This is a genomic window from Alteromonas sp. NFXS44 (genome assembly GCF_040148705.1).
Classification (GTDB): Bacteria; Pseudomonadota; Gammaproteobacteria; order Enterobacterales; family Alteromonadaceae; genus Alteromonas.
Genome location: NZ_JAGDEA010000008.1, coordinates 205,053 through 229,665 on the forward strand (window position 1 = coordinate 205,053; position 24,613 = coordinate 229,665).

General features: G+C 48.3%; 23 protein-coding genes. 11 read left to right on the forward strand and 12 right to left on the reverse strand.

What is annotated here, in order from left to right:
• Positions 1 to 148 precede the first annotated feature (148 nt).
• Positions 149 to 949, forward strand: coding sequence for a hypothetical protein (locus J3369_RS11975; RefSeq protein WP_349587097.1), 801 nt, complete (start codon positions 149 to 151; stop codon positions 947 to 949).
• Positions 950 to 960: 11 nt separating this feature from the next.
• A complete protein-coding gene (locus J3369_RS11980) occupies positions 961 to 1,431 on the forward strand; it encodes a hypothetical protein (protein WP_349587100.1) in 471 nt (156 codons plus the stop codon).
• Between the two features lie 5 nt (positions 1,432 to 1,436).
• On the opposite strand, the gene J3369_RS11985 is transcribed toward J3369_RS11980, so the two are convergent.
• Both J3369_RS11985 and J3369_RS11990 read right to left on the reverse strand, forming a co-directional pair.
• Entirely contained in the window at positions 1,437 to 3,551 is a 2,115-nt protein-coding gene (locus J3369_RS11985; RefSeq protein WP_349587103.1) for a two-component system response regulator, read from the reverse strand.
• 99 nt (positions 3,552 to 3,650) lie between these two features.
• Positions 3,651 to 6,203 (reverse strand): HWE histidine kinase domain-containing protein, encoded by a 2,553-nt coding sequence (locus J3369_RS11990; protein WP_349587106.1) that lies wholly within the window; start codon positions 6,201 to 6,203, stop codon positions 3,651 to 3,653.
• Between the two features lie 84 nt (positions 6,204 to 6,287).
• Here J3369_RS11990 and J3369_RS11995 point away from each other — a divergent pair, with 84 nt between their 5' ends.
• The 4 genes from J3369_RS11995 to J3369_RS12010 all read left to right on the forward strand — a co-directional run bounded on the left by J3369_RS11995 (position 6,288) and on the right by J3369_RS12010 (position 9,022).
• Positions 6,288 to 6,869 (forward strand): biliverdin-producing heme oxygenase, encoded by a 582-nt coding sequence (locus J3369_RS11995; protein WP_349587109.1) that lies wholly within the window; start codon positions 6,288 to 6,290, stop codon positions 6,867 to 6,869.
• Between the two features lie 88 nt (positions 6,870 to 6,957).
• Entirely contained in the window at positions 6,958 to 7,767 is an 810-nt protein-coding gene (gene xthA / locus J3369_RS12000; RefSeq protein WP_349587112.1) for an exodeoxyribonuclease III, read from the forward strand.
• Between the two features lie 15 nt (positions 7,768 to 7,782).
• A complete protein-coding gene (locus tag J3369_RS12005) occupies positions 7,783 to 8,427 on the forward strand; it encodes an energy-coupling factor ABC transporter permease (RefSeq protein WP_349587115.1) in 645 nt (214 codons plus the stop codon).
• Positions 8,399 to 9,022 carry a DJ-1/PfpI family protein gene (locus J3369_RS12010; RefSeq protein WP_349587118.1) on the forward strand — a complete coding sequence of 208 codons (624 nt, stop codon included), beginning with the start codon at positions 8,399 to 8,401 and terminating at the stop codon, positions 9,020 to 9,022. Before J3369_RS12005 ends, J3369_RS12010 begins: the two co-directional genes overlap by 29 nt.
• A 27-nt stretch (positions 9,023 to 9,049) precedes the next feature.
• Here the strand turns inward: J3369_RS12010 and J3369_RS12015 are convergent, their stop codons facing one another.
• Both J3369_RS12015 and J3369_RS12020 read right to left on the reverse strand, forming a co-directional pair.
• A complete protein-coding gene (locus J3369_RS12015) occupies positions 9,050 to 9,616 on the reverse strand; it encodes a phosphoribosyltransferase (RefSeq protein WP_119501586.1) in 567 nt (188 codons plus the stop codon).
• 99 nt (positions 9,617 to 9,715) lie between these two features.
• On the reverse strand, positions 9,716 to 10,912 hold the full coding sequence (locus tag J3369_RS12020) for a lipoprotein-releasing ABC transporter permease subunit (RefSeq protein WP_349587121.1): 1,197 nt from the start codon (positions 10,910 to 10,912) through the stop codon (positions 9,716 to 9,718).
• 111 nt (positions 10,913 to 11,023) lie between these two features.
• Between J3369_RS12020 and J3369_RS12025 the strand changes: the two genes are divergently transcribed.
• The 3 genes from J3369_RS12025 to J3369_RS12035 are packed head-to-tail and all read left to right on the forward strand — an operon-like array spanning position 11,024 to position 16,595.
• Complete coding sequence (locus tag J3369_RS12025; RefSeq protein WP_349587123.1) at positions 11,024 to 11,617, forward strand: PilZ domain-containing protein; 594 nt, start codon at positions 11,024 to 11,026, stop codon at positions 11,615 to 11,617.
• 50 nt (positions 11,618 to 11,667) lie between these two features.
• Positions 11,668 to 15,159: a transcription-repair coupling factor gene (gene mfd / locus J3369_RS12030; protein ID WP_349587126.1), complete on the forward strand. Its 3,492-nt coding sequence runs from the start codon at positions 11,668 to 11,670 to the stop codon at positions 15,157 to 15,159.
• A gap of 2 nt (positions 15,160 to 15,161) precedes the next feature.
• Positions 15,162 to 16,595: a CsiV family protein gene (locus tag J3369_RS12035; protein ID WP_349587128.1), complete on the forward strand. Its 1,434-nt coding sequence runs from the start codon at positions 15,162 to 15,164 to the stop codon at positions 16,593 to 16,595.
• Positions 16,596 to 16,615: 20 nt separating this feature from the next.
• Here J3369_RS12035 and J3369_RS12040 read toward each other — a convergent pair whose 3' ends face one another.
• A complete protein-coding gene (locus tag J3369_RS12040; RefSeq protein WP_303573999.1) occupies positions 16,616 to 17,986 on the reverse strand; it encodes an SLC13 family permease in 1,371 nt (456 codons plus the stop codon).
• Positions 17,987 to 18,185: 199 nt separating this feature from the next.
• Here J3369_RS12040 and ybaK point away from each other — a divergent pair, with 199 nt between their 5' ends.
• Positions 18,186 to 18,671 carry a Cys-tRNA(Pro) deacylase gene (gene ybaK, locus J3369_RS12045; protein ID WP_349587130.1) on the forward strand — a complete coding sequence of 162 codons (486 nt, stop codon included), beginning with the start codon at positions 18,186 to 18,188 and terminating at the stop codon, positions 18,669 to 18,671.
• Positions 18,672 to 18,682: 11 nt separating this feature from the next.
• On the opposite strand, the gene J3369_RS12050 is transcribed toward ybaK, so the two are convergent.
• The 4 genes from J3369_RS12050 to pheS all read right to left on the reverse strand — a co-directional run bounded on the left by J3369_RS12050 (position 18,683) and on the right by pheS (position 23,066).
• Positions 18,683 to 19,261 carry a hypothetical protein gene (locus tag J3369_RS12050; protein ID WP_349587132.1) on the reverse strand — a complete coding sequence of 193 codons (579 nt, stop codon included), beginning with the start codon at positions 19,259 to 19,261 and terminating at the stop codon, positions 18,683 to 18,685.
• 121 nt (positions 19,262 to 19,382) lie between these two features.
• Positions 19,383 to 19,682: an integration host factor subunit alpha gene (gene ihfA / locus J3369_RS12055; protein WP_303574002.1), complete on the reverse strand. Its 300-nt coding sequence runs from the start codon at positions 19,680 to 19,682 to the stop codon at positions 19,383 to 19,385.
• 3 nt (positions 19,683 to 19,685) lie between these two features.
• Positions 19,686 to 22,073: a phenylalanine--tRNA ligase subunit beta gene (pheT, locus tag J3369_RS12060; protein WP_349587134.1), complete on the reverse strand. Its 2,388-nt coding sequence runs from the start codon at positions 22,071 to 22,073 to the stop codon at positions 19,686 to 19,688.
• 12 nt (positions 22,074 to 22,085) lie between these two features.
• Positions 22,086 to 23,066: a phenylalanine--tRNA ligase subunit alpha gene (pheS, locus tag J3369_RS12065; protein WP_119501595.1), complete on the reverse strand. Its 981-nt coding sequence runs from the start codon at positions 23,064 to 23,066 to the stop codon at positions 22,086 to 22,088.
• Positions 23,067 to 23,205: 139 nt separating this feature from the next.
• Between pheS and J3369_RS12070 the strand changes: the two genes are divergently transcribed.
• On the forward strand, positions 23,206 to 23,334 hold the full coding sequence (locus J3369_RS12070) for a hypothetical protein (RefSeq protein ID WP_303574005.1): 129 nt from the start codon (positions 23,206 to 23,208) through the stop codon (positions 23,332 to 23,334).
• On the opposite strand, the gene rplT is transcribed toward J3369_RS12070, so the two are convergent.
• From rplT to infC, 3 genes are all read right to left on the reverse strand, one after another.
• Positions 23,331 to 23,687: a 50S ribosomal protein L20 gene (gene rplT / locus J3369_RS12075; protein ID WP_070123306.1), complete on the reverse strand. Its 357-nt coding sequence runs from the start codon at positions 23,685 to 23,687 to the stop codon at positions 23,331 to 23,333. The two genes, J3369_RS12070 and rplT, sit on opposite strands and share 4 nt — an antisense overlap.
• A gap of 18 nt (positions 23,688 to 23,705) precedes the next feature.
• Positions 23,706 to 23,903, reverse strand: a complete 198-nt coding sequence (rpmI, locus tag J3369_RS12080; protein WP_012518091.1) for a 50S ribosomal protein L35 — start codon at positions 23,901 to 23,903, stop codon at positions 23,706 to 23,708.
• Between the two features lie 116 nt (positions 23,904 to 24,019).
• Positions 24,020 to 24,559 (reverse strand): translation initiation factor IF-3, encoded by a 540-nt coding sequence (gene infC, locus J3369_RS12085; protein WP_083272839.1) that lies wholly within the window; start codon positions 24,557 to 24,559, stop codon positions 24,020 to 24,022.
• Positions 24,560 to 24,613 lie beyond the last annotated feature (54 nt).

Here is a 24,613-nt window from a genome sequence, read left to right on the forward strand (position 1 = left end):
GATTATACCCACAGAGAGACTCGGAAACTAATATAAACGCCGGCCTTTTCGTGCTAATCTGCTAAATTGTGATTAAAGACTGCGTTAACTGGGTAACGTATTGATGAGCTCATCCTATTGCATCCTTTCGGCGGCACATGCCGCCTCAATGCCTCTTGATGAAGAACAATTCCGGGAATTAAAGCGGGCAAGAAAACGTTTATCTTCAGCTTATGCTATCCGGCATAAATACAAACTGGTCAAAACCAATTACGGTCTGATCACAGAAGCACTTAAGGCCGTGGGGACTGCCTACCTCGACGATGCTCACCCTGAACGATTAATTGACGCAAAGACCCGGCTTAACGCCGCTGTGAATAATTATATTCTTAGTGGCCGGACGTTTACGGCACAAATCAAACGGCATGTGCAGGCCAGCATCCAGGACCGCTCCGAAATCAACCGGATCACCAGGCGCATGGAAATTGAATATCAGCGTTCTTTCGCCTACCGGTTTGTAGACAGTTTGTACGACTATGTATCTTATTACGGGATCAGCGTCCACGAAATTGAAATAAGCGGGCAACCTGTATCTGACACACCTGACGCTGTCCGCCGCTACGAAATCAAAGCGTATATCGACCGTGATTTTCTCGGTGGCCCCACGGATTTCAGGGCGTCGGTTTTGAAAGAAACGCCACGAAGCATAGAGCTGGGTTCGTTACTGGACGAATTCATGGGATGCCTGGACCGGATCAATGATTTGGCCAGGCAGATCACAGACGAGACTACAATTAACAGCCACGTACTGGTGAAAGAATTTATTAATGTTTTTGCCGGTTCAAACGGCGTACCGGTAAACAACTTGTTTGTTGTTCATTCTATGCATGGAGATGACAACAATATTTATGATAAATTTCCTATCTCCATGTACTTGGACCAGCAAAACTTAGAAGACGAATACCGGTAAGACAAAGTAAGATGGAAATAACAGCACCAGACAGTCAGTTTTGTTCATTACTGCCCGATGACTTTCTGACATTACACCGTATATCATTTAATGAAAGAGCTTTCATTTTGTACCGGGCTGCACTCCCTGCCGTCGCACCATTGCAGAAAACCATTGCGGTGCAGTTTCCCTGGCTGGACATCACTGAAAATGCGTTTTCCGATATTGATTTACAGTTTCAGACACTGATAAACACAGCACTGGTCTGCTTTAAAGAACTGCAAAATTACTTAGATCAACATGAGCCTGTGGTAGATTTTTGTCTGTTTATGATGGAAACCAACCCGTCATTCTGCACGTTTTCAATATCTACCGGCCATGAGCAGGCATTGTTCAAAGCGTTACATGATATGCCCTGCCCCGATTGCTTCGGCTATCCCCGCATTCAAAATACGACGATAACTCCGCAGCAATCATTGACAGCTATCAATCCTTTAGAATAATCACTTTAATAAGCAACACGTGCCTCTTCAGGCGCAAGCATTCTGAGGATTTCCGTCAGAGACTTTGGCCTGGCATATAAAAAGCCCTGGAATAAATCTGCCCCTACCTCTCTGGCAAATGCCGCCTGTGCGGGAGACTCTATGCCTTCAAAAATAACTGATTTACCCAAACGCTTATTTAAATCCACCAGCGACGCCGCCAATAACCGCATTGGTTCATCTTCCAGTCTGGCCAGCCAGGTACCGTCGAATTTTATCACCGACGCCCGGTTATCCGTTAATTCGGATAAGGCCACAAGGCCATGTCCGAAATCATCCAGCGCCACTGTAAACCCATAATCTTCCAGCGCCCGGATAATACGCTTAGCGCCGGCATCGACGATAGCCCGCTCTGAAATTTCGATCACCACGGATGATGGCGATACATTGAAATCCGCAAAGTAGGTGACAAACTGATCCACCAGCGCTGTTGAACTGAGCTGCAACAACGACACGTTAATGTGGATCCTGATGTGACTTAAGTCCTGTGCTTCAAGCATTCCGCTTGCAATGCATACTTCCCTCAACATTTTTAAACCTAAGGGATTTATCAAACCCGTCTCTTCGGCCACGGGAATGAACGTATCCGGCTGCATGTCTTTTACATCTTTCCCCCGCCAGCGGCAAAGGGCTTCAAGAGCGACAACATTGCCTTCACCGTCAACAATAGGCTGAAAACTGGCGTATAAATCCTGATTTTTAATAGCAGCCAGCAAACTCTCTTCCACCAGCAAACGGTATTCAATAGCAGTTTCGTGGTCAGAGGAATAAACCACAGTCTGGTTCTTACCCTGCTTTTTCGCCTCATACATAGCGATATCAGCGTGTTTCAGCAAATCTTCTGTGCTGTCCTGCATATCAAAATCAGCGACACCAATACTGGCAGTGACAAAAAGTGGCACACTGTGACAATGATAAGGTTTGGCCAGAGACACCAGCATTTTTTGTGTCAGCGCTAATATGTCAGCGTTGTCCTGAACAAGCACAACAAATTCATCGCCACCATGGCGAATTAATGTATCTGTGTTTCTCAGTTCAGACTGCAGGCGTTGAGCGCAGGTTACCAGCAACGCATCGCCAATATCATGACCGTAGCGGTCATTAATTTGTTTAAAACCATCCAAATCAATAAAAATCAGAGACTGGATACAGCGTGAAAATTTCACCTCATCCAGCAACAGCTTCATATAATTGCGGTTTCCTGTCCCGGTAAGCGGATCCCGGAAGGCCAGTTCCTCAAGCTTACGCTCTGCACGGGACAAATCTGATATGTCAGAAACCGTAAGGATGTATTGCTGCCTGTCCGTTCCGGCATCCAGGCATGACAGGGTAATAAAAGCGGGAAACATCGCTTCCGTGCCGTTTCGCAGTGATAATTTATGACGATATACACGGTCAGACTGTGCCAGTTCATCGCAACGTGAAAAGAGTTCAGGGTTAAAACCATATCGGGTGATGTCCTGCCCTTTCAGGGTAGACACAGCACCGGTCAACAAGGTTGCCAGTGAGCGGTTTGCCTCCGTGACTATAAAGGCGTCATCAATAATAGCGACCCCTTCGGATAACTGATCGAAGATCACGTCAGAAAGGCGGTGCTTCTTCTCAGTTTCATTTGGTAAGACTCCACCGCGACTGACTGGTGCCGCAGTTTCGCGCTGGATTTCAGGCAGCACCGTGTTGAACACGATTTTCTGTTCCAGTTCAAACCGCTTTAATGCAGTTTCACAACAGACTTTCAGTGTTTTAGTATTGAATGGTTTAACAATGTAGCCATATGGCGACGTTTCCAGAGCCTGGCTTAATGTAGTGTCGTCAGAAAACGACGTCGTATAAATCAATGGCGCAACAATTTTGCTGGCAATGATCCGCGCGGCTTCAATACCACTTCCACCATCGGCCAGATGGATGTCCATCAGAATAAGTTCAGGTTCGAGTTCCTCAGCCATTTCAACGGCCTGCGACTCTGAGCGGGCAATCCCGACGACTTCAGCGCCCATATGAGTAAGTTCGCGGGCCAGATACGTTGCCGCAATAGTGGTATCTTCCACCACCAGCACCTGCTTATTTTCCAGTAAACTCATCACTACTCCTGTTATCACCGCCGGATACGACTGAAGACGACGGTTGACGCTAAGTTACACATTACTCTTAATCATGAATGAAGACTGCGTCAATCAGTCTTACAAGATTTGCGCCAAAGTAGTCATTAAATCCTGCCCGGTGACCGGCTTGGTTAACACCGGTACATGCTTTATTTCATCCGGGATGTCTACATCCTCACCATAACCACTGACGATAATGGCAGGAATACCTTTGACCGAAAGCTGTCTGATAAGGTCAAAACTGGTTTCATTACCCAGATGCACGTCAAAAACAGCCAGGCCGGGTTCGCGCCCTTCAACAGAACGGCGTGCTGCGGCAAGCGTACCTGCTACAGCGACATTCTGAACACCAAGCGCCTTCAGCTTTTTTTGCATATCAAGGGCAATCACCAAACTATCTTCGACTACCAGAGCATGTTCCGGCACGCTCAAAGACGTATCGGGTTGTACAATCGCTGCTTCATTTTCACTGTCCGCTGAGTTGTCTTTAATGACAAGATAACGGTGGGGGATCACCAGTGTCGCTCTTACGCCGCCCGGAGAAAACTCAATGTCCACTTCGCCTTCAAGCTCATGAGGAATGACATTCCGTATCATTGTCATACCAAAACTGTCTTTACCCGGCAGCGACACAGGAGGACCGCCGGTTTCTTCCCAACGGATGATTAACTCAGATTTTTTCGATACAGACCAGTGGACAGACACCGTGCCCTTTTCACCTGAGTTCGAAAGCGCGCCATATTTCGCCGCATTGGTAAACATTTCATGCATTACCAGCACCAGAGGCGTGGCAGCATAAGGCGCTATCAACACATCCTCACCATGGAGCTCGATGCTGTTAGATAAATTCACATAGGCCTGAATTTCAGTTTCCAGTAATTTACGGAATGAAATATCAGTCCAGTCTGACGCAGTAAGTTGATCATGAGCGGATGCCAGAGCAACCAGGCGGCCACTGAGAACCTGAATAAATTCATCAAGTGTTCTGCCGGCTTGCTCAGTTTGCATCACAATAGCGTTGACCAGATTCAGAATGTTCCGTACCCGGTGATTCAGTTCCGATATCAGAATTTCATGTTTTCGTGCAGCCTGCAGGCGGATACTGTCCCTTTCCTGAATGTGTCTTATCATTACTTCAAGAAGGGTCACCCGCAAAGAATCTGCGTCATTAAGTTCCTGCTCAAGCCATTCGTGACAACTGTCACTGTGGGTTTGCTGCCAGACGTCGAAACTGCTCCTTGGCATGAGTCTGGCGCCATTCGGGCCGGCTACCACCGGTTTCTCCGGATTACCTGCCCAGCTTACGGTTTTAGTCTGTGCCTGACGGTAAAACAGCAAATAATCTCTGGGACTTTTTGAAACAGGGACTGCCAGCACACCGGCAATGCCATGAACATCAGTCTGATAACCACTCATAAAATCCGCAAGGGTATCAATAGCGGCAATTTCACTGGGTGCCAGTGCGTTCAACTGACGGCACAACCTCTTGAGGTTATCCGGTTCCAGAATATGCCCTTCGCTGCGTACTTCACCGTCTACAATGACGCAAATACCGTCACATTTTATCAGGTCACGCATGACAGGAAACTGATCAGCAATGCCCTGTGCCAGCGAACCGGAGGTCGGAATGGTCGACATTATTCGATTGTGAACATGCCGCACTCTGTCCCGCTCTACACCTTGTTCCGTCATTAAACGTGACGACAACTCCAGGGAAAATACCTCAGCAAACAGTTCCAGTTCCGTCCGTTGATAATACGACGGTACTTTAGGGCTGTAGTGGTGGCAGGCAAACAGCCCCCACAGCTTACCGTTGATGACAATGGAAACAGACAGTGAGGCTTTCACTCCCATGTTTTTCAAATACTCGATATGGATGGGAGAGACCGCACGCAGAGTGGAAAATGACATATCAATTTGACTGTCAGCCCCCTTTACAGCAGGCAACACCGGCACCGTTGTGTCATCCACATCAGCAATCACTCTCAGCAGGTTTTTCACATACAGAGCACGGGCCTGCTTAGGGATATCAGAGGCGGGGTAACGCAAGCCAAGAAAAGGCTCCAACTTAAATTGCTTACTTTCAGCCACCACTTCTCCTGACCCGTCCGGCAGGAACTTATACACCATCACTCTGTCATATCCGGTGATAAGCTGTATTTGCTGGGCAACCTGATCAATGAGTTCTTTACTGTCGGCGGCACGGTAAAATTGCGTCAGCAGAGATCGCACAAACTGCTCATCAGCTTTACGTTCACTGTGCACTTCTTCCAGCTCTATCAGCGTATAAAGACCGTTATGATGAACAGAGATATCAACAGTCAGTCCGGTAGCCACAACTTTTTGTGCAAACAACCGTTCATTTCTGCCGGTAATCATGGAAGACTGTAAGGAAGAACGGATATGGTGTAACGTCGTTTTGTCAAACCAGTTTTTCAGCGGTTCTCCGGCAAGTTCATCCGCAGGTACACCCAGATAATGTTCAGTATTGGCTGAGCAAAATGCAATCAGCCAGTCGGCGCGCACAGCAATCAGACAACCAAAGGATTGTATGCTGCCCGGCAGATGAATGGGTTCTCTGTCGCAATTAGTCAGATCGACAGTGAAGTCTGATGAAGTGGCGTTATCCATGTGTTTGAACCGTGCTTATGACTTTTAGAATTTTTTACGGCTTAATGTCTTACAACGTTTTCAGAATATCAGATCAACTTATTGATGAATATAAATAAACTATTTTTAACACTCAGAGAATCATCGTCAGAACCTCACAAGCGGTTAGAAGCCACCTACCCGTTTTGTTACCAGATGCGCAGTGAAGCGTTCAGTCCGTTGCATTATGGCAGAGCCTTGTCTGTACTAAGTGCTTTTCACATTTATGCCGCGCCTTTCGTGGCCCGCTTACCTGATGAAATACGTCACCTGATTATAGTCGATGATGTCATTGATGCACTCAACCTGGACCTGCAAATTTTAGGTGTGCAGGAAGAACAGCCTGAGTTTAAATCTGCATTATCATCTCAGTCACCCATCAGCCTGCTGGCATTCAGTTATGTGTGGATGGGATCGTCCATGGGCGGCAGTATTATCAGTCGCTGGTTGCAGTCACGCCATCCCGGTTTACCGCAGCAATACTACCGTGCCATAGCAGAAACCGGGGCAAACTGGGAAACGTTTAAAGCAGGCGCTACTGACTGGGCCGGGGCCAATAATATCAACGAAGATGATGCGGGAGACGCTGCCAGACAGGTTTTTGAAAGTATCATTAATACTGCCTCACACTACAGTGAACCTGCTTAACTCAAACGCTGCAAAATCGCCTGCGCCTGTCTTCAGGCAGCACAGCGGTTTTGCTATGATTGCAATAAATTAATTAACAGTGAATTTCATGAAAGTAGTATCTTTTAACATTAATGGGATCCGTGCGCGGTTGCACCAGCTGTCTGCACTGATTGAAAAACACCAGCCGGATGTCATCGGTTTGCAGGAAATCAAAGTGCATAACGAGCAGTTTCCTGTCGCTGATGTGGAAGCGATGGGTTACCACGTTTTCTTCCACGGACAAAAGAGTCACTACGGTGTGGCTATGCTCACAAAAGAGAAGCCGCTGGATGTGCAATACGGTTTCCCCACTGATGAAGAAGACGCTCAACGCCGCATGATCATGGTGACGTTAGCAGGTAAGAATGGTCAGCCGGTGCGGGTACTGAATGGCTATTTTCCTCAGGGCGAGAATGAAAAGCATGAAACCAAGTACCCGGCGAAGCGTAAATTCTATGTCGATTTAATGGGGTATCTCAGTGGCCACCATAGTCAGGATGACAACGTCATCATTATGGGTGATCTGAACATTTCACCGGCAGACAATGATATCGGCATTGGCGAGGATAACCGTAAACGCTGGCTGAAAACCGGCAAATGTTCTTTTTTACCGGAAGAACGTGAGTGGATTAACACACTCTACGACTGGGGCGTGACCGACAGCTTCAGAGCACAAAATCCGGAAGTAAGCGACCAGTTCAGCTGGTTCGATTACCGCTCAAAAGGATTTAACGACAACCGGGGTTTGCGCATTGACCATATCCTGGCAACAAAGCCTGTCCATGAAGGGCTTCAGGAAACCGGCATTGATTACGAATTGCGCGGCATTGAAAAGCCGTCTGATCATGCTCCCATCTGGACGGTGTATGATATTTAACTAACGAGGTCATCATTGACAAGCCTGCAGACATTCGCACTTATTCTGTTCACCGGACTGATGATTGTGATAATCAGGAATCTGTCCTGGCAGGTTCTGTTAAAAGATAAGAGACAGCAGCATGTGTTATTCGGTTATACCGCGCTGCTGTTTTTTTTATGGATTTTCCGTGCCGGGATTTATCAGGGGCTGGATGTCCATTTTTTATGGCTGAGTGCACTAACGCTGACACTCGGATTCAGAAAGGCGCTGATTGCCGGAGCCGTGGCCCTTACCGGTATAACATTAACCGGTACTGAACAATGGCATATGATTGGCGTAAATGGTCTGCTTGGCGTTGTCATGCCTGTGTGCGTCAACTACGTCATCTTTATGACCGCATTTCACAAAATCCCCCGTAACCTGTTCGTCTACATATTTGCCTGTGCATTTTTCCCGGGCGCCATAGTCATTGCTTTGAAAATGGGTTTGCTGGGGGGATATTACCTGGCTGACGGTTTATATGACTGGCAAACCGTAAGAGATAACTACCTAATTCTTATCCCCTTACTGCTCTTCCCGGAAGGTCTGTTAAATGGTATGACTATGACATTGCTCATCGTCTATAAACCTGAACTGGTCTACACCTTCCATGACAAATTCTATATCGACGGAAAATAACCGACAGCCATTACGTTTTGCCATTGTGATTTACCCCGATGCTGAAGTACTAGATTTCGCCGGGCCCTACGAAGTTTTCACTACGGCTGTGCGGACCCACCAGTTTAACTGGCAGGTACAACTGGTAGCAGAAACAGCCATGATTAAAGCCCGTGCGGGTTTTATGGTACAGAGCCACGCTACATTTGCAGATGCAGAGAAACCGGACATCCTGGTGGTGGTTGGCGGCGATCATACCCGCGAAGTGAACAATCCTGTGTTGCTGGCATGGATCAAACAGGCATCTGCCAGTGCAAAGATAGTGGCGTCAGTGTGTACCGGTGCATTCTTGCTAGCCGAAGCAGGAATTGTGGATACTCATAATATAACAACACATTGGGAGGACATTGCTGATTTGCGCAAGCTTTATCCGTCACTCACTGTGCATGAACATTGCCGGGTAGTGAATCAGGGCGCGCTTTACAGCAGTGGCGGTATATCAGCCGGCATCGACATGGCGTTAACGCTGGTAGCTGATATTACGAAGAAAGCTGATGCTGAAGCAACAGCCAGACAAATGGAATACCAGTGGGACGACAGCTGTCTGCGCATATAGCGCAGACACATTTAACAGCAGGATCTACTAGTCTTTCTTGTAAAGAATATCCATCACACCGGCCAGTTCGGTTTTACCTTCCCGCACTTCTTCCTCACTCAAACCGGCGATTTCGTGAGGAAATACCAGCCACTCATCGCTCTGATTTACATAATAGTCAGGAACAATTTCCGTCTTGTTGTTCTGTGGCTTGTACCAGGGGCAGGCAATACGGATATCTTTCGGCATATTCAGACGCATCAGTTTACGCACCTGGTTGATAAGCGCATCCACACTGCGGCCGGAATCAAATACATCATCAACAATCAGCAGTTTGTCGTCAGCATTAGCATTCTCGACCAGATAATGCAGACCGTGAACACGGATTTCTTTCGACTGTTTGTTGATACCGTAGTAAGACGATGTTCTCACTGCGATGTGGTCAGTGGGGGTATTTTTGAATTCAAAAAATTCCTGAACGGCGATACCAATAGGCGCACCACCACGCCAGATACCGATAATGAAGTCCGGCCGGAAGCCATCTTCATATACCATAGCCGCTAAACGGAACGAGTCTTCCAGAAGAGATTGGGAGGTAATAAAGTTTTTGTTCATAGCATTTATCCGGCCAGATTTGAAAGGCGGGAAGTATAGTGAAAATTAAGGTTATTTGCACGCAAAATTAACCACATGGTCAACATAGTGCAAGCCAGTTTATTCGTTCTGCAGCGCCGTAGCAGGATGCACTTTCATCGCTCTCACAGCAGGGTAAACACTGGCCAGCAAACACAGAACCAGTGAAAACAGTGTCACCATGATGACCTGATGCCAGCGTAAATCCACAGGGATCCCCTGCCCGTCGGCAGACAATGCCAGCTGAATATCCAGCAGTGCCAGCAAATTATTCAGTTGCAGTACCACCACAACACCCAGTACAAGACCAAGTATAGCGCCCTTCACACCGTTAAACAGGCCATTAAGTAAAAAGACTGTCCGTATCTGACCGGCTTCCATTCCCTGAGTTTGTAAGATGGCAATGTCACCCTGCTTTTCAGTGACTACCATCACCAGCGCAGAAACAATATTAAATGCAGCAACTGCAATGATGAGCAGCAGCATCATAAACATCATGTTTTTTTCCATTTTCACGGCATCGAACAAGGGACCCTGACGTTCCCGCCAGTTATCGGATGAAAAGCCCTGCCCGTCTAATGTGTTTATGACCGCACTGTAATTAAAGGCGTCGTTAAGGAAAAGGCGGGTATCTGAGGGCGCATTCTGAGGTTTCCTTAATAACCTTTTCAGATCGTCCAGATGCATAAAGATGACCTTGTCATCCATCTGAGAATTAACCCCGTACAACCCTGCTACTTTTACAATACGCTGAGCCGGCATGCGTCCCAGCGGGGTGTATACACTGGCTCCAGCCACAAGAAGACGCATTGTATCTCCCGGTCTGAGATCGAGTTGAACAGCCAGCGCCTGACCGGCAATCACATTAAAACTGCCGCTTTCCAGACCGGTGAACTTACCGGCCACCATGTTTTCTGCCACCACAGAGTCCTGCATATCTTCAGGCACAACGCCCTGAATTTGCACACCTCTCAGCCCGCTTCTTGCCTGTAAAACCCCTTCTGTTTCGATAAACGGCATGACATGGTCTACACCGGCAATGCTTTCAAAGGGGGCCGCAGACGGTTCCGCATGTACAACCACATGAGGCAGAATACCCAGAATGCGCTGCTTCAATTGCCCTTCAAACCCGTTCATCACCGATAACACAATGATCAGCGCCATCAAACCCAGCGCAATCCCGGCGACTGAAAAAAAGTTAATGAACGAAACAAAGCTATTTTGTTTATTCGCAGTAGAATAGCGCAGCGCCAGAAAGGCAGAGACTGGTTGAAACATGAAAACCCGGCGTCGGAAAAAGTAAATGGCGTAATACGGCAACCGTATTAGTAAAGTTGTTAGTCTACGTGTAAGCTTTACTACGTACAAGATTGATGTAGCAGGATTTAAATGAGCAACGAGACACTGGCAGATAAACAGGCACAATTTGACGAGTTCTTCATGATTACCAGTGAACTGCCGGTAAACGTAGTGCCGCTGGAAGCGGGTAAACCCGTTCCTGCCAGTGATGATCTTGAATCCGTCATGCCCTATGCATTCAGAATTGCCGGGGAAATGGCAGCCATCGAGGCACAGGCATTAAGACCGCTACGTAACCTCGGAGACCACGCTGCAGCGCTGACTGATTATCTGAACCATCAGGCCAGAAAAATCGACCTGATGATGTCTTATATACTGCACCAGCAGGATGATGAGACATGTCACTATCAAACCGTTAAGTTTGGCGGCGGCGGTATAATCGTCAGTACCGCATCGCCTTACGAAACCGGTACGCTGGCTGAACTGAAGCTGTTTCTCAATCAGGAAGCGGCGGCTGTTTATTGTTTCGGTGAAGTTATTGCTTGCCAGCAGCACGGAGATGATTACCATATATCCTTCATTTTCCGCAGCATCCGTGAACAGGATCAGGAATTGCTGGTGCGCGCCAGTTTGCATTTGCAAACCCAGCAGCTGCGCAAACGCGCTCAGGACAAACAGGAATAGTTCGCTCTCACGCAACTCCATGATAACCAGCCAATAGTTTTCAAGGTGACATGACAGCCACAATTTTTTCTTTACCACTGCCGAAGGCAAAAAAGGCCGGCAGCACAGGTGATCACCAGCAATGGGGTCAGTTAAAAGGCAGTAGCCGCGCTCTGGCCGTCAGCCAGGCATACAAGCAGCATAAAGGACCGGTGGTTGTTATCACCGCTGACACACCGTCAGCCATGAAGCTCCAGCGGGAACTTGCATGGTTTTTAGATAACGACCGAAGTGTTACCACCTTGTTCCCTGATTGGGAAACTCTGCCTTATGATATATTTTCGCCCCATCAGGATATTGTTTCCCAGCGGATGGAAACTTTGTACCGGATGGCGAACGAGCCCCGCGGTATCTTCATCGTTCCCGTAAACACGCTGATGCAACGGCTGGCACCGGTAGATTATTTGAATAAATATCTGCTGATGGTTCATAAAGGCGATACCCTCGACCGTGAACAGTTCCGGCGCAATCTCGAACAAGCCGGCTATCTGCATGTAAACCAGGTAATGAGCCACAGCGAATTTTCCATTCGCGGTTCAATTATCGACCTGTTTCCCATGGGCAGTGACAGACCATTCCGCATTGATTTATTCGATGATGAAATTGATTCTATCCGGTATTTTGAAACAGAAAATCAGCGCTCTGCGGATGCCGTAGATGAAATACGGTTGTTACCGGCGAGAGAATTTCCCACCGACAAAGCTGCACTTTCAGCCTTCAGAGCCCGTTATCTGGAAACCTTCGACAGCAACAGTTCGCAGGAATCGGTATTAAGTCTGGTATCCAAAGGCACCATGCCCGGGGGTATCGAATACTACCTGCCGCTGTTTTTTGACCATACCGCTACCCTGTTTGACTATCTCCACGATAATGCCGTCCTGATGCTGCATGGCGATGTCATGGACGCCAGCGAGTTTTTCTGGGCAGATGTGGCTGAGCGTTACGAACAGCGCAGATACGACTTATCACGCCCCCTGCTCAGCCCTGAAGCACTGTTTCTGCCGGTTAACCAACTTTTCGAACAGGTAAAAAACTGGCCGCGGATTACGCTGCACGCAGACGCTTTAGAAGAAAAAGCGGGAAAATCCAACCTCGGATGCGAAAGCCTTAAAGACATCGCGTTTAATCCACAGAAGAAACAGCCGGCTCAGGCGCTGACGGAAAAAATGAAAGCCGCACGGAATGCCGGCAGCCGTGTGCTTTTCAGTGCTGAATCTCAGGGACGGCGGGAAAACCTGCTGACTCTGCTGAATAAAGCAGGGATCCGCCCTGAGGCCGTTCAGCAATTCAGTGCCTTCATCGACAGTGATGTTGCTACAGGTATTTGCGTTGGTCTGGTTGAAAACAGCTTCGAGTGGCAGCGTGAACAGGGCAATATTCTGTTTATTACTGAAACAGAACTGCTGGGCCATAAGGTCAGTCAGCGCCGCTTACGTGACAAACGGCAGGCAACGGATGAAAGTGCAATTATCCGCAACCTCGCCGAACTGTCGGTTGGACAACCTGTGGTACATTTTGACCACGGCGTGGGCAGGTATACGGGTTTGAAAACCCTGGATGCCGGCGGCGTGATGACCGAGTACGTTTGCATTGAATATGCAAAGCAGTCAAAACTCTACGTCCCCGTGTCTTCTCTGCATCTGATTTCACGCTATACCGGCGGCGATGTGGATCATGCACCACTGAACTCACTGGGCTCAGATGCGTGGACAAAGGCGAAACAAAAAGCTGCCGAGAAGGTCCGCGATGTGGCTGCGGAACTGTTGAATGTCTATGCCAAACGGGCAGCGAAACCGGGTTATGCCTACGACATCAACTGGGAAGATTACCAGAGTTTTGCCGACAGCTTTCCTTTTGAAGAAACACCGGATCAAATTCAGGCCATCAATGCGGTTATTCAGGATATGGGTTCACCGCAGGCCATGGACAGACTGGTTTGTGGTGACGTGGGCTTCGGTAAAACAGAAGTAGCCATGCGGGCAGCTTTTCTGGCTGCCAATCACGGTAAACAGGTGGCCATACTTGTGCCAACCACTCTGCTGGCACAACAACATTTTGAGAACTTCAAAGACCGCTTTGCAAACTGGCCGTTTAATATTCAGGTAATGAGCCGTTTTGTCAGCGGTAAAGCGCAGAAATCCGTTGTCGACGGCATCAAAGAGGGCCAGGTAGACATCGTGGTGGGCACTCATAAACTGCTCAGCAGTGACATTGAATTTAATGATCTTGGCCTTGTGATCATTGACGAAGAACACCGCTTTGGCGTGCGTCAAAAGGAAAAATTCAAATCCCTGCGTGCTGATGTGGATATCCTGACCCTTACCGCTACCCCCATACCAAGAACGCTGAACATGGCATTGTCCGGTATGCGTGATTTATCCATCATCGCTACGCCGCCAGCACGCCGTCTATCGATAAAGACTTTTGTGCAGCAACGCAATACGTCCGTGATCCGTGAAGCGGTTATGCGTGAAATTCTTCGCGGTGGTCAGGTTTACTTCCTCCACAATGAAGTGGATACCATCGAAAAAACCGCGAAAGAAATTGCCGAAATTGTCCCGGAAGCGCGCATTGCCACCGGTCACGGACAAATGCGTGAACGGGAACTGGAAACCGTGATGAGTGATTTCTATCACCAGCGCTATAACGTGCTGGTGTGTACCACTATCATTGAGACCGGTATTGATGTTCCTACCGCTAACACTATCATTATGGACAGAGCCGACCACCTCGGTCTGGCGCAGCTTCACCAGTTACGCGGACGTGTGGGCCGTTCTCACCACCAGGCTTACGCATACCTGCTTACCCCGCATCCGAAGCGGATGACGAAAGATGCGGCCAAGCGTCTGGAAGCCATCGCCAGCCTGGAAGATCTGGGTGCAGGCTTCGCACTGGCTACCCATGACCTTGAAATTCGCGGTGCCGGTGAATTGCTCGGCGATGATCAATCGGGTCAGATTGCCTCTATCGGTTTTACGCTGTACATGGACATGCTGGACCAGGCTGTGACAGCGTTGAAGGAAGGCCGCGAGCCCAGTCTGGAAGATGCTTCAGCCAATCAGACGGAAATTGAGCTGCGTATTCCTGCGCTGTTGCCCGATGACTATATTGCAGATGTGAATCAGCGTCTTTCACTCTATAAGCAACTGGCAAGTTGTCAGAGTAAAGATGCCATTGATGAATTCCAGGTTGAGTGTATAGACAGATTTGGTTTACTGCCGTTGCCGGCAAAACAACTTATCAAAGTCGCTGAACTTAAACTCATCGCAAAACGGTTGGGTATAACAAAAATCGACCTGACCAGCATTGGCGGCACCATTGAATTCAGAGAAAATACGCCGGTGGATCCGGGGTATATCATCCAACTGGTACAAACCCGTTCTGATACGTTCCGTTTTGAAGGCAGCCAGAAGTTGCGTCTGGTGAAGAAAACCGAAACAGCAGAAGAACGGTTATCCCTGATTGAAAATGTACTGAACGACTTTGCCATGGAGACAAAGTAAGCATGAAACGGGTAGTCGCTTTAGCAGCAGGACTTCTTTTAAATACCGCTTCACCAGTATTTGCTGCGGATGACTGGTGGTTTGATGTGGAAGTGATCATTTTCGATCGTAACCTCAGCATCAGTGAGCTCAATGAGCAATTTGCTGAAACACCACTGGCTCAGTCTGTGGCTGAATTAAATCTGATTGACAACTATCTTCGTCCTGATATCAGTTACATTAAGCAAGGTCTCGCCACCTGTGGTGTGCCCTCCTCCCCTTTGTGGATGGATACGCCGTCACTGGAAGACATTCAGGCTGACTATGCGCGCTGGAAAGCCTCGCAGTCACTGTTATCAGAGAATACCGGTACAGGCACTGATAACACAGGGTTGTCAGACAGCCGTGCATCTGATTTTGATCAGGCGACGGACTTATCTGATGAAACAGAACTGTCTCAGCAGAACCGCGAAGATGCGCTGGCAGAAGCGTTCAGCGAAGAAACCGGCAATGACGGGTTCTCATCCGGTGAAATGGCCGTTGCAGACGAGGAACCGGTTACGCCGGCTTTTGAACCTGTCACAGATTCAGAAATCGCTGAGTACTGGATTGCTTTTTCCGGGATCAATACGGTTAAACCCGTCACTGTGCCCCGTTTCAGCTACTGTGAATCGCCGCAGGACTGGTTAAGCTGGCAAAATGGTAAATGGCAGACATACAAACCGGATAATTCTCTTCCCGCACCGGATGTTGTGCCGGAGTTTCTTGACGGTCGGGATACAGAATTCGCCCGGTTCGCACACTTGCTGCCTTACGACAGTCTGGAACTGACTAAACTTTCACGGCAGATCCGGCAAACCCGGGGCTTAAACCGTATGCTCCATATTGCCTGGCGTCAGCCAGTGAAGTTCGGTGAACAAAAAGCTGCAGCCATGCGGATCATCGCCGGCGACAATTATGCAGACAGCTTCACAATGAACGGTGAAGCCATTAAACCGGTATTACCGCAACCCGCCGAACCGGCAGAGGCACAGGAAGATTTAACGCTGACACAGGATGATTTCTTTACGCAGTTGTCTTTACGTCTGAACCGCGCCGGCAAGGTGAGTTTCGACGACATGATGACAGCGGGACCTGAACTAATCATGCAGACGGATACAGCACAAAATACGACTGTCGCACAGGCTAACGAAGGCCTTACTCCTGCCATCTGGCAATTAGATGGTTTTCTGAAAGTGTATCTGAAATATATTAACCGGGTACCTTATCTGCACATCGACAGTGAGATGCAGTACCGTCAGCCGGTAACGACGGGAGAGAGCGAAAACGGGCAGCCTGAATTTGAACTGCAGGCAGTACCTTTTCATCAGGTACGCCGGGTGATCAGTAAACAAATACACTACTTTGACCACCCCATGTTTGGCATGATTGTGCAGATAAGAAGACATCAGCAATAGCTGATGTCTTTCACCGGCAGCTAAAGGCGTGTGACAATGACCACGCCGGTAACCACAAATGCTACCAGTATGTTTAGAATGGTGCCCTCTCTTACCATTGTCTGCATATTAATATGACCACTGCCATAGACAATTGTATTTGTCGGCGTGGCAACCGGCATCATAAACGCGCAACTGGCACTGATAGCAGCAGGCATCATTAGCACCACAGGGTCGAGGTCGAGGGCAATAGCGGCACTGGCCAGAATTGGCATCAACAAAGTAGCTGTGGCTGTATTGGACGTCACTTCAGTCACAAAGCTCACTGCAAGACACAGCACCAGGATCAGCAGCATGACCGGTAATACCGATAAACTGGTCAATGCTTCCCCCAGCACCACACTTAAGCCTGATACAGTGAAAGCTTTAGCCAGACAAATACCGCCGGCGTAAACCATCAGCAGGCCCCAGGGGATCTGAGCTGCAGTATCCCAGTCGAGAATTTGTCCCGGCTTTTCCTTATTGCCGTCCGGAATAAGACACATCATTACCACACCGGCCATGGCGATGGTACTGTCACTCACATTCGTCATGCCCAGCCACTGTGTCCAGAACGGCCGGAAAACCCAGGCCAACGCAATAATTAAAAATGAAATCAGCACCCGTCGTTCAGCCGGTTTCCAGTCACCGGTGTCCGGTAACACCACCGTAGGGATCTGACCAAGATGACGTGTAAGCCACAGCGCCATCACCGGAATAGCCAGTATGACTACCGGAATACCGGTTTTCATCCAGTCAAGAAAGCTCAGCTCAGTGCCGGTAGTTTGCTGATACACACTCATAAAAATGATATTCGGCGGCGTACCAATCGGTGTACCTACCCCTCCGATACTGGCGGCGTAGGCAATACCGAGTAATATCGCAGATGCCAGACGGGGAGAATCCACAGAGCTGATTATCGCCAGTGCAATGGGCAGCAGCATCAGCGTAGTGGCAGTATTTGATATCCACATACTGAGAACCGCAGAGGTAAGCATAAAACCGAGCACCAGACGCTTAGCATTTGAGGCTCCGGTAAGCTTCAGCATATAAACTGCCAGCCTGCGGTGTACGCCGGATTTTTCCAGCGATTTGGACAACATAAAGCCGCCCATCAACAACAAGATAACATGGCTTCCCAGCGCCGATGAAGCCTCCTGATAGGTCATCACTCCCGCCATGGGAAAGGCAAAAAAAGGAATAAGAGACGTGACGGGAATAGGCAATGCTTCGGTCATCCAGAGCATAGCGATAAGAATAGTAAGACCGGCCGTCAAACTCATGATCTGGCCGAACTCATTACTCATCATAATGACAAAAATACTCAGACTTGCCAGTACTGACAAGGCAATAAAGCGTGATTTAACTTGCATACATACATTTCCGGGCGCGCGATGCACCGACTACGTGATGAAAGAAACTGATGGCAGGCGTTTTCGCAATTGAGTCTTAATCCGGTTTATTTTTATTATTTGATTAAGTTAGCGCGTTGATATTGATATCATAAAAAGCGGTATTGATGCAAAAATCAAAACGCACAAAACTCTTTTTATCTTCCTTAGTTGAGGCCCTATGACGCCGGCGATTAATCTTCTGAAAAAAAAGAAAGTGACACATCAGGTATTAAAATACGAACATGATCCCGCTGCGCCTTCATACGGACTGGAAGCCTGCGAAAAACTGCACCTCGACCCTGCAACGGTTTTTAAAACCCTGGTAGCAGAAACGGATAAGCAGCAATGGGTTGTCTGCATTATACCCGTGGAAGATAAGTTGAGTATGAAAGCTGTGGCGAAAGCAGCCGGCGCGAAAAAAGCAGCCATGGCCGCCCCTGCAGACGTCGAGCGGACTACAGGCTATATTTTGGGTGGAGTGAGCCCGTTGGGACAAAAGAAAAGACTACCGGTCTTCATTAACCATTCAGCGCAGAAACTGGATAAAATGCATGTCAGTGCCGGCCGCAGAGGGCTTGAAGTCGGTTTGAAACCGTCTGATTTAAGTGCACTGACCGCTGCAACATTTCACCCGCTGACCGTCAGCAGCGAAGATAACGGGTGAAACCATGCTGATTATTCGCCGGTACCCGGCCGGACAGCATTCCGGTCCCCGTTGTTTGCTCCGGCATAGCGTGACTGCCACATTTCTCTGGCTGCCTCACGTTCTTTCTCTCCGGCTGCCTGACCTGACGACAACGTGACAGCAATCTGCTCAATGATCTGATCCCGCTTGGTGATCAGTGCTTCCACTTGCGGGAACAAATCTTTCGCTTCCGGATACTTCACCTTCAGACTGCCGATGTCTTCAAGAGCATAGTAACGTTCTTCAAACTCATCATTGAACAAGCTGCGTTTGGCATTGAACTTTACGTATTCAACCGCCTGAGATGACGCAAGATACTGCATGTCAGTTGAACTCAGACCGGCCTGTTCAGCCACTTCCTGCGCCCGGTTCATCCATTTTTCAAAGGCCTCACTGTCGCCATCAGCAACTGCCTGCTTAATACCGGCTTCCAGATCAGAAGCATGAAGAATATCCATCACCGTAATCACCGGTACCGGGGCCTGTTCTGAAGAAGAATCGGACAGATAAATGAAATACCCCGCCACAGCAACAAGAATCAATGCTGCGAGGAATCCTGCTTTTTTCATTGCAACTCCTGCATTAAATGCAATTTTAAAAACGAAAAAGGCAATACGCAGCGCGCATTGCCCTAATAAAGAACATCAATACCTGACAGACGAGGCACTGCTAACAGGTGCCGTAACGACGTTACTCTGTCGGAGGCTTTGAGTTTTCAACCCGGCTTTTGAGCTTCTGGCCGGGACGGAATGTAACCACCCGTCTGGCTTTGATTGGAATATCTTCACCGGTTTTCGGGTTTCTTCCGGGCCGCTCATTCTTATCACGCAGGTCAAAATTACCAAAACCTGACAGTTTCACTTGTTCACCAGATTCTAACGCTTCCTTGACTTCCTCAAAGAAGGCTTCCACCAAATCCTTAGCGTCTTTTTTATTAATACCCAGTTTTTCGAATAAGTGTTCAGCCATTTCGGCTTTGGTCAATGCCATAATCTACTCTCTTAACGCTGCCCCAAACTCTGATTCCAGCCCTTTAACTACGGTGTCCACTGCTTGTTGTATTTCAGCTTCTTCCAAAGTTTTATCAGGATCCTGTAGTACAAGAGACAGTGCGAGGCTCTTATAGCCGGGCTCGACACCCTTCCCTTTATACACATCGAACAAGTTTAGGCCAACTAGTTGATTTACGCCAATTTTTTCTACGAAAGAAAGAATCGCTCCAACGGTAATTTCATCTTTGACCGTAATTGCAATATCACGACGGTTCGCCGGGAACCTGGAAATTGCTTTTGCCTGTGGCAGGATACGCTCAGAAATTGCTTTAAGATCAAGCTCAAAGACGAAAACGCGACCATTTACACCTAACAGTTTAGTAAACTGTGGGTGAATTGCACCAACATAACCGATTGATTTGCCATTTAAAAGCACTTCTGCAGTCATACCCGGATGCAATGCGCTGTGTTCGCCTTTTACAAAGGTGACTGACTGCCCGCCGGCTTTGAGTGCCAGCAACGCTTCCACGTCCCCTTTGGCATCAAAGAAATCTACCGCACTGTCGTCGCTCAACCAGCTTTCGTCATAACGGCGACCGGCAATCACACCGGCAATCACCTGCTCCTGGCGCACACCCTGCGGCGCATCGCTGTCAGGAATAAAACGTAAACCAGTTTCGAACAATCTGACCCGCGCTTGCTGACGTTTCTGGTTGTAAGCCGTAGCGCCCAGTAATCCCGGCCACAGGCTTAAACGCATAACAGACATATCCGCCGAGATAGGATGTGGTAATACCATACCTTCCTGAGACGGGAATAAGCCGCTTTGTACTTTAGGGTCAACAAACGAATACGTAATGGCTTCGACGTAACCCCGTGCAGTAAGTTCAGATTTAAAACGGGAAACCGGAATCGCTGACTCGCTGCTGTCCAGCAGCTTCAGGCTGCCTTTCGGTGCCTGGTCAGGAATATTGTTATAACCGTAAACACGGGCCACTTCTTCAATCAGATCTTCTTCAATGGCAATGTCAAAACGGTAGCTTGGCGCTGTCGCTTCCCAGCCTGATTCCGTTACCGTGACATCCAGGCCCAGACGGGTAAGAATATCGGTCACTTTATCGTCAGCAATATCAATACCCAGCACACGGTTTAAACGTGCACGGCGTAATACCACATCAGATGACACTGGCAGTGATGCCTCATTTACGGCTTCTACAACCGGACCCGGTTGACCGCCACAAATATCCAGAATAAGTGCCGTGGCTCTTTCCATCGCTTTACGTTGCAGCAACGGATCCACACCACGCTCATAGCGATGAGATGCATCGGTATGTAAACCGTATTGACGGGCACGACCGGCAATGGCATTACGGCTGAAGAAGGCACTTTCCAGCAGAATATGTTTTGTTTCTTCATTTACACCCGAGTGCAGACCACCGAAAATTCCAGCCATGGCCAGTGCTTTGCTGTCATCTGCGATGACCAGGGTGTTGTCTTTCAGCTCAACGGTGTTCTCATCAAGCAGAGTCAGTTGCTCTCCGGCATGCGCAAGACGAACGTTGATATTGCCGTCGATGGCATCCAGGTTAAATGCATGTAACGGCTGCCCCAGCTCAAGCAGAACGAAGTTAGTGACGTCTACGATAGGATCAATTGAACGGATTCCGCAACGACGCAGCTTTTCTTTCAGCCACAGTGGTGACGCTGCTTTTACGTCAACATTGCAGATAACACGGCCCAGATAACGTGGACACGCTTCAGGTGCGCTTAGGGTAATCGACAGTTTGTCATCAATAGACGCTTCCACGTCTTCGATAGCCGGCTCAGTGACATCGGCACTGTTCAGTACACCGACTTCACGGGCCAGGCCACGAATACCCAGACAGTCCGCACGGTTAGGTGTTAAATCGACTTCAATGATATTGTCATCGAGATTCAGATAATCGCGAATGTCCATGCCAAGCTCTGCGTCTGCAGGAAGCTCAATGATGCCGCTATGATCCTCTCCCATGCCAAGCTCAGAAAAGCTGCAAAGCATACCGTGAGAAGGCTCGCCACGAAGTTTGGCTTTCTTAATTTTGAAATCACCGGGAAGTACTGCTCCGACTTTCGCTACTGCAACTTTCAATCCTTCGCGACAGTTAGGCGCACCGCATACGATGTCCAGTAATTCCTCTTCACCGACATTAATTTTTGTCACTCTGAGTTTGTCTGCATTCGGATGCTGACCACACTCAACTACTTTACCCACTACCACACCGGAAAATTCCGCTGCAACGGGCTCGACGCCATCCACTTCCAGACCAGCCATGCTGAGCTGCTCAGATAAGGCACCGGTAGAAACCTGTGGGTTAACCCACTCTCTTAACCACTGTTCACTAAATTTCATGATTGCTTTGCCTTAATTGAACTGCTTCAGGAAACGAAGATCGTTTTCGAAAAATGCGCGCAGGTCGTTAACGCCATAGCGCAGCATGGTCAGACGTTCAACGCCCATACCAAAAGCAAAGCCGGTGAATTCTTCAGGATCAATGTGTACTGCTTTCAGTACATTCGGGTGCACCATACCGCAGCCCAGTACTTCCAGCCATTTACCACCTTTACGACGCACATCCACTTCAGCAGAAGGCTCTGTAAACGGGAAATAAGAAGGACGGAAACGCACTTCCAGTGACTCTTCGAAGAAGTGTTCCAGGAAGTCATGAAGAATACCTTTCAATTCAGCAAAGCTGACATTGCGGTCAACCATGAGACCCTCCACCTGATGAAACATCGGAGTGTGTGTCTGGTCGTAATCATTACGGTAAACACGGCCCGGCGAAATAATACGCAGTGGTGGCTTTTCCGTTTCCATGGTACGAATTTGCACACCGGAAGTCTGGGTACGCAGCATCACATCAGGATTAAAATAAAAAGTATCGTGATCAGCCCGTGCAGGGTGATTGGCAGGAATATTCAGTGCATCAAAGTTGTGAAAGCTGTCTTCCACTTCCGGTCCGGTTTTAACAGCGAACCCTAGCTGACCAAAAAAACCTTCGATTCGCTCAATCGTGCGGCTGACAGGGTGTATGTTCCCCGGCACTTCCTGACGACCGGGCGCTGACACGTCCACAGCTTCTTCAGACAGCTTTGCATTCAGTTCAGCGGCACGTAACGCTTCGCCCTTAACACTGATAGCCTGCTGAATTTGCTGTTTGGCCTGATTAATTTTTTGTCCGGCTGCAGGACGTTCTTCGTTAGACAGTTTGCCCAACCCTTTTAACAGGTCAGTCAGCTTGCCTTTCTTACCCATAAACTCGACGCGCACATTATCGAGCGTGGCTGCATCTTCGGCAGCGTCAATCTGGCTTTGTGCCTGACTGATGATCGCTTCAAGCTCCATGTTATCCTCAATTTGGCATGGTAGTGGTGGAAAAACAGCGTTGCTGCTCAACCAAAAATTCTAAACCCGTAGTTTACACGACAGACAAAGAATACGGCTACCCTAAGAGGCTGAATATTCCAACATTTACAGGATTAATTTGCGATTTGAGCGTTTATTGCCAGAGGTGGCGGAAGAATGGAAAAATTTTTGCGCTGAAACGAAAAACGGCGAGCATCCTGCTCGCCGTTTCCCGAAAGAACTTAAACTTAATTTGTTAAAAAATTAAGCTAATGCGCCTTTAGCCGCTTCGACTAATGCGCTGAATGCTACCTTGTCATGTACCGCGATGTCGGCAAGGATCTTACGATCGATTTCAACAGACGCTTTCTTCAGACCATTGATGAAACGGCTGTAAGAGATACCATTTTGACGAGCCGCAGCGTTGATACGTGCAATCCACAGTTGACGGAATTGACGCTTACGCTGACGACGGTCACGATATGCATATTGACCAGCTTTAGTTACAGCCTGTACTGCTACGCGATAAACACGTGAACGTGCACCGTAGTAACCTTTTGCCTGCTTGAGGACTTTTTTGTGACGAGCACGTGCGATAGTGCCGCGTTTTACTCTAGCCATTAATCAGTCTCCTAAGTCTTATACGTAAGGCAGCATGCGCTGAACTAATTTAGTATCAGAGTCATGAACCAGTTTTTTGCCACGCAGGTGACGTTTACGCTTAGAGCTCTTCTTAGTCAGAATGTGACGTAAGTGAGACTGTTTGCTTTTAAAGCGGCCAGAACCCGTTTTCTTGAAACGTTTGGCGGCACCGCTTACAGTTTTCATTTTAGGCATTGCTAAAACTCCGCATTGTTTAATAACGACGCTCAGTGTGCAGTCACTGTTTGTCGACTAATGTTTGCAGCAGGGTGTTTCAAAGGTGCAGATTCTTTGAAAACTTTAGACCACTACTACCTCTTGATTGGGGCAAGCACCATGATCATCTGACGGCCTTCCACGCGACGTGGAAAAGACTCGCAGACTGCAATGTCTTCTAAATCGGTTTTAACGCGATTCAGTTGCTCAATGCCGATCTCCTGGTGGGCCATTTCACGTCCGCGGAAGCGAATCGTGACTTTAGCCTTATCCCCACTTTCCAGAAAGCGACGCAGGTTGCGCAGTTTTACCTGGTAATCGCCTTCATCAGTGCCAGGGCGAAATTTAATCTCCTTGACCTGAATTTGCTTCTGTTTTTTCTTCTGCTCTTTCTGAGCTTTACTTTTCTCAAAGAGGAATTTGCCATAGTCCATAACTTTACAGACTGGCGGCTCAGCATTTGGACTGATTTCCACAAGATCAAGAGTTGCCTGTTCGGCGTTCTGCATCGCTTCCGCGAGCGTCACGACTCCGATCTGTTCGCCATCTTTACCGATTAATCGTACTTCGCGAGCACGGATTTCATCATTAATGCGGGCTTTATCGCCCTGAGCCTTATTATTAGCGCCTTTAATGTGCTAATCCTCCAAAAATTAAAAACTAATGCCCGCTCGTTTCTCATGCGAGCG

Bases quoted from the DNA above. Each gene is read 5' to 3' on its own strand.
- J3369_RS11975 (WP_349587097.1), top strand. From the start codon at position 149: ATGCCTCTTGATGAAGAACAATTCCGGGAATTAAAGCGGGCAAGAAAA.
- J3369_RS11980 (WP_349587100.1), top strand. From the start codon at position 961: ATGGAAATAACAGCACCAGACAGTCAGTTTTGTTCATTACTGCCCGAT.
- J3369_RS11985 (WP_349587103.1), bottom strand. From the start codon at position 3,551: ATGAGTTTACTGGAAAATAAGCAGGTGCTGGTGGTGGAAGATACCACT.
- J3369_RS11990 (WP_349587106.1), bottom strand. From the start codon at position 6,203: ATGGATAACGCCACTTCATCAGACTTCACTGTCGATCTGACTAATTGC.
- J3369_RS11995 (WP_349587109.1), top strand. From the start codon at position 6,288: ATGAATATAAATAAACTATTTTTAACACTCAGAGAATCATCGTCAGAA.
- xthA (WP_349587112.1), top strand. From the start codon at position 6,958: ATGAAAGTAGTATCTTTTAACATTAATGGGATCCGTGCGCGGTTGCAC.
- J3369_RS12010 (WP_349587118.1), top strand. From the start codon at position 8,399: ATGACAAATTCTATATCGACGGAAAATAACCGACAGCCATTACGTTTT.
- J3369_RS12015 (WP_119501586.1), bottom strand. From the start codon at position 9,616: ATGAACAAAAACTTTATTACCTCCCAATCTCTTCTGGAAGACTCGTTC.
- J3369_RS12020 (WP_349587121.1), bottom strand. From the start codon at position 10,912: ATGTTTCAACCAGTCTCTGCCTTTCTGGCGCTGCGCTATTCTACTGCG.
- J3369_RS12025 (WP_349587123.1), top strand. From the start codon at position 11,024: ATGAGCAACGAGACACTGGCAGATAAACAGGCACAATTTGACGAGTTC.
- mfd (WP_349587126.1), top strand. From the start codon at position 11,668: ATGACAGCCACAATTTTTTCTTTACCACTGCCGAAGGCAAAAAAGGCC.
- J3369_RS12035 (WP_349587128.1), top strand. From the start codon at position 15,162: ATGAAACGGGTAGTCGCTTTAGCAGCAGGACTTCTTTTAAATACCGCT.
- J3369_RS12040 (WP_303573999.1), bottom strand. From the start codon at position 17,986: ATGCAAGTTAAATCACGCTTTATTGCCTTGTCAGTACTGGCAAGTCTG.
- ybaK (WP_349587130.1), top strand. From the start codon at position 18,186: ATGACGCCGGCGATTAATCTTCTGAAAAAAAAGAAAGTGACACATCAG.
- J3369_RS12050 (WP_349587132.1), bottom strand. From the start codon at position 19,261: ATGAAAAAAGCAGGATTCCTCGCAGCATTGATTCTTGTTGCTGTGGCG.
- ihfA (WP_303574002.1), bottom strand. From the start codon at position 19,682: ATGGCATTGACCAAAGCCGAAATGGCTGAACACTTATTCGAAAAACTG.
- pheT (WP_349587134.1), bottom strand. From the start codon at position 22,073: ATGAAATTTAGTGAACAGTGGTTAAGAGAGTGGGTTAACCCACAGGTT.
- pheS (WP_119501595.1), bottom strand. From the start codon at position 23,066: ATGGAGCTTGAAGCGATCATCAGTCAGGCACAAAGCCAGATTGACGCT.
- rplT (WP_070123306.1), bottom strand. From the start codon at position 23,687: ATGGCTAGAGTAAAACGCGGCACTATCGCACGTGCTCGTCACAAAAAA.
- rpmI (WP_012518091.1), bottom strand. From the start codon at position 23,903: ATGCCTAAAATGAAAACTGTAAGCGGTGCCGCCAAACGTTTCAAGAAA.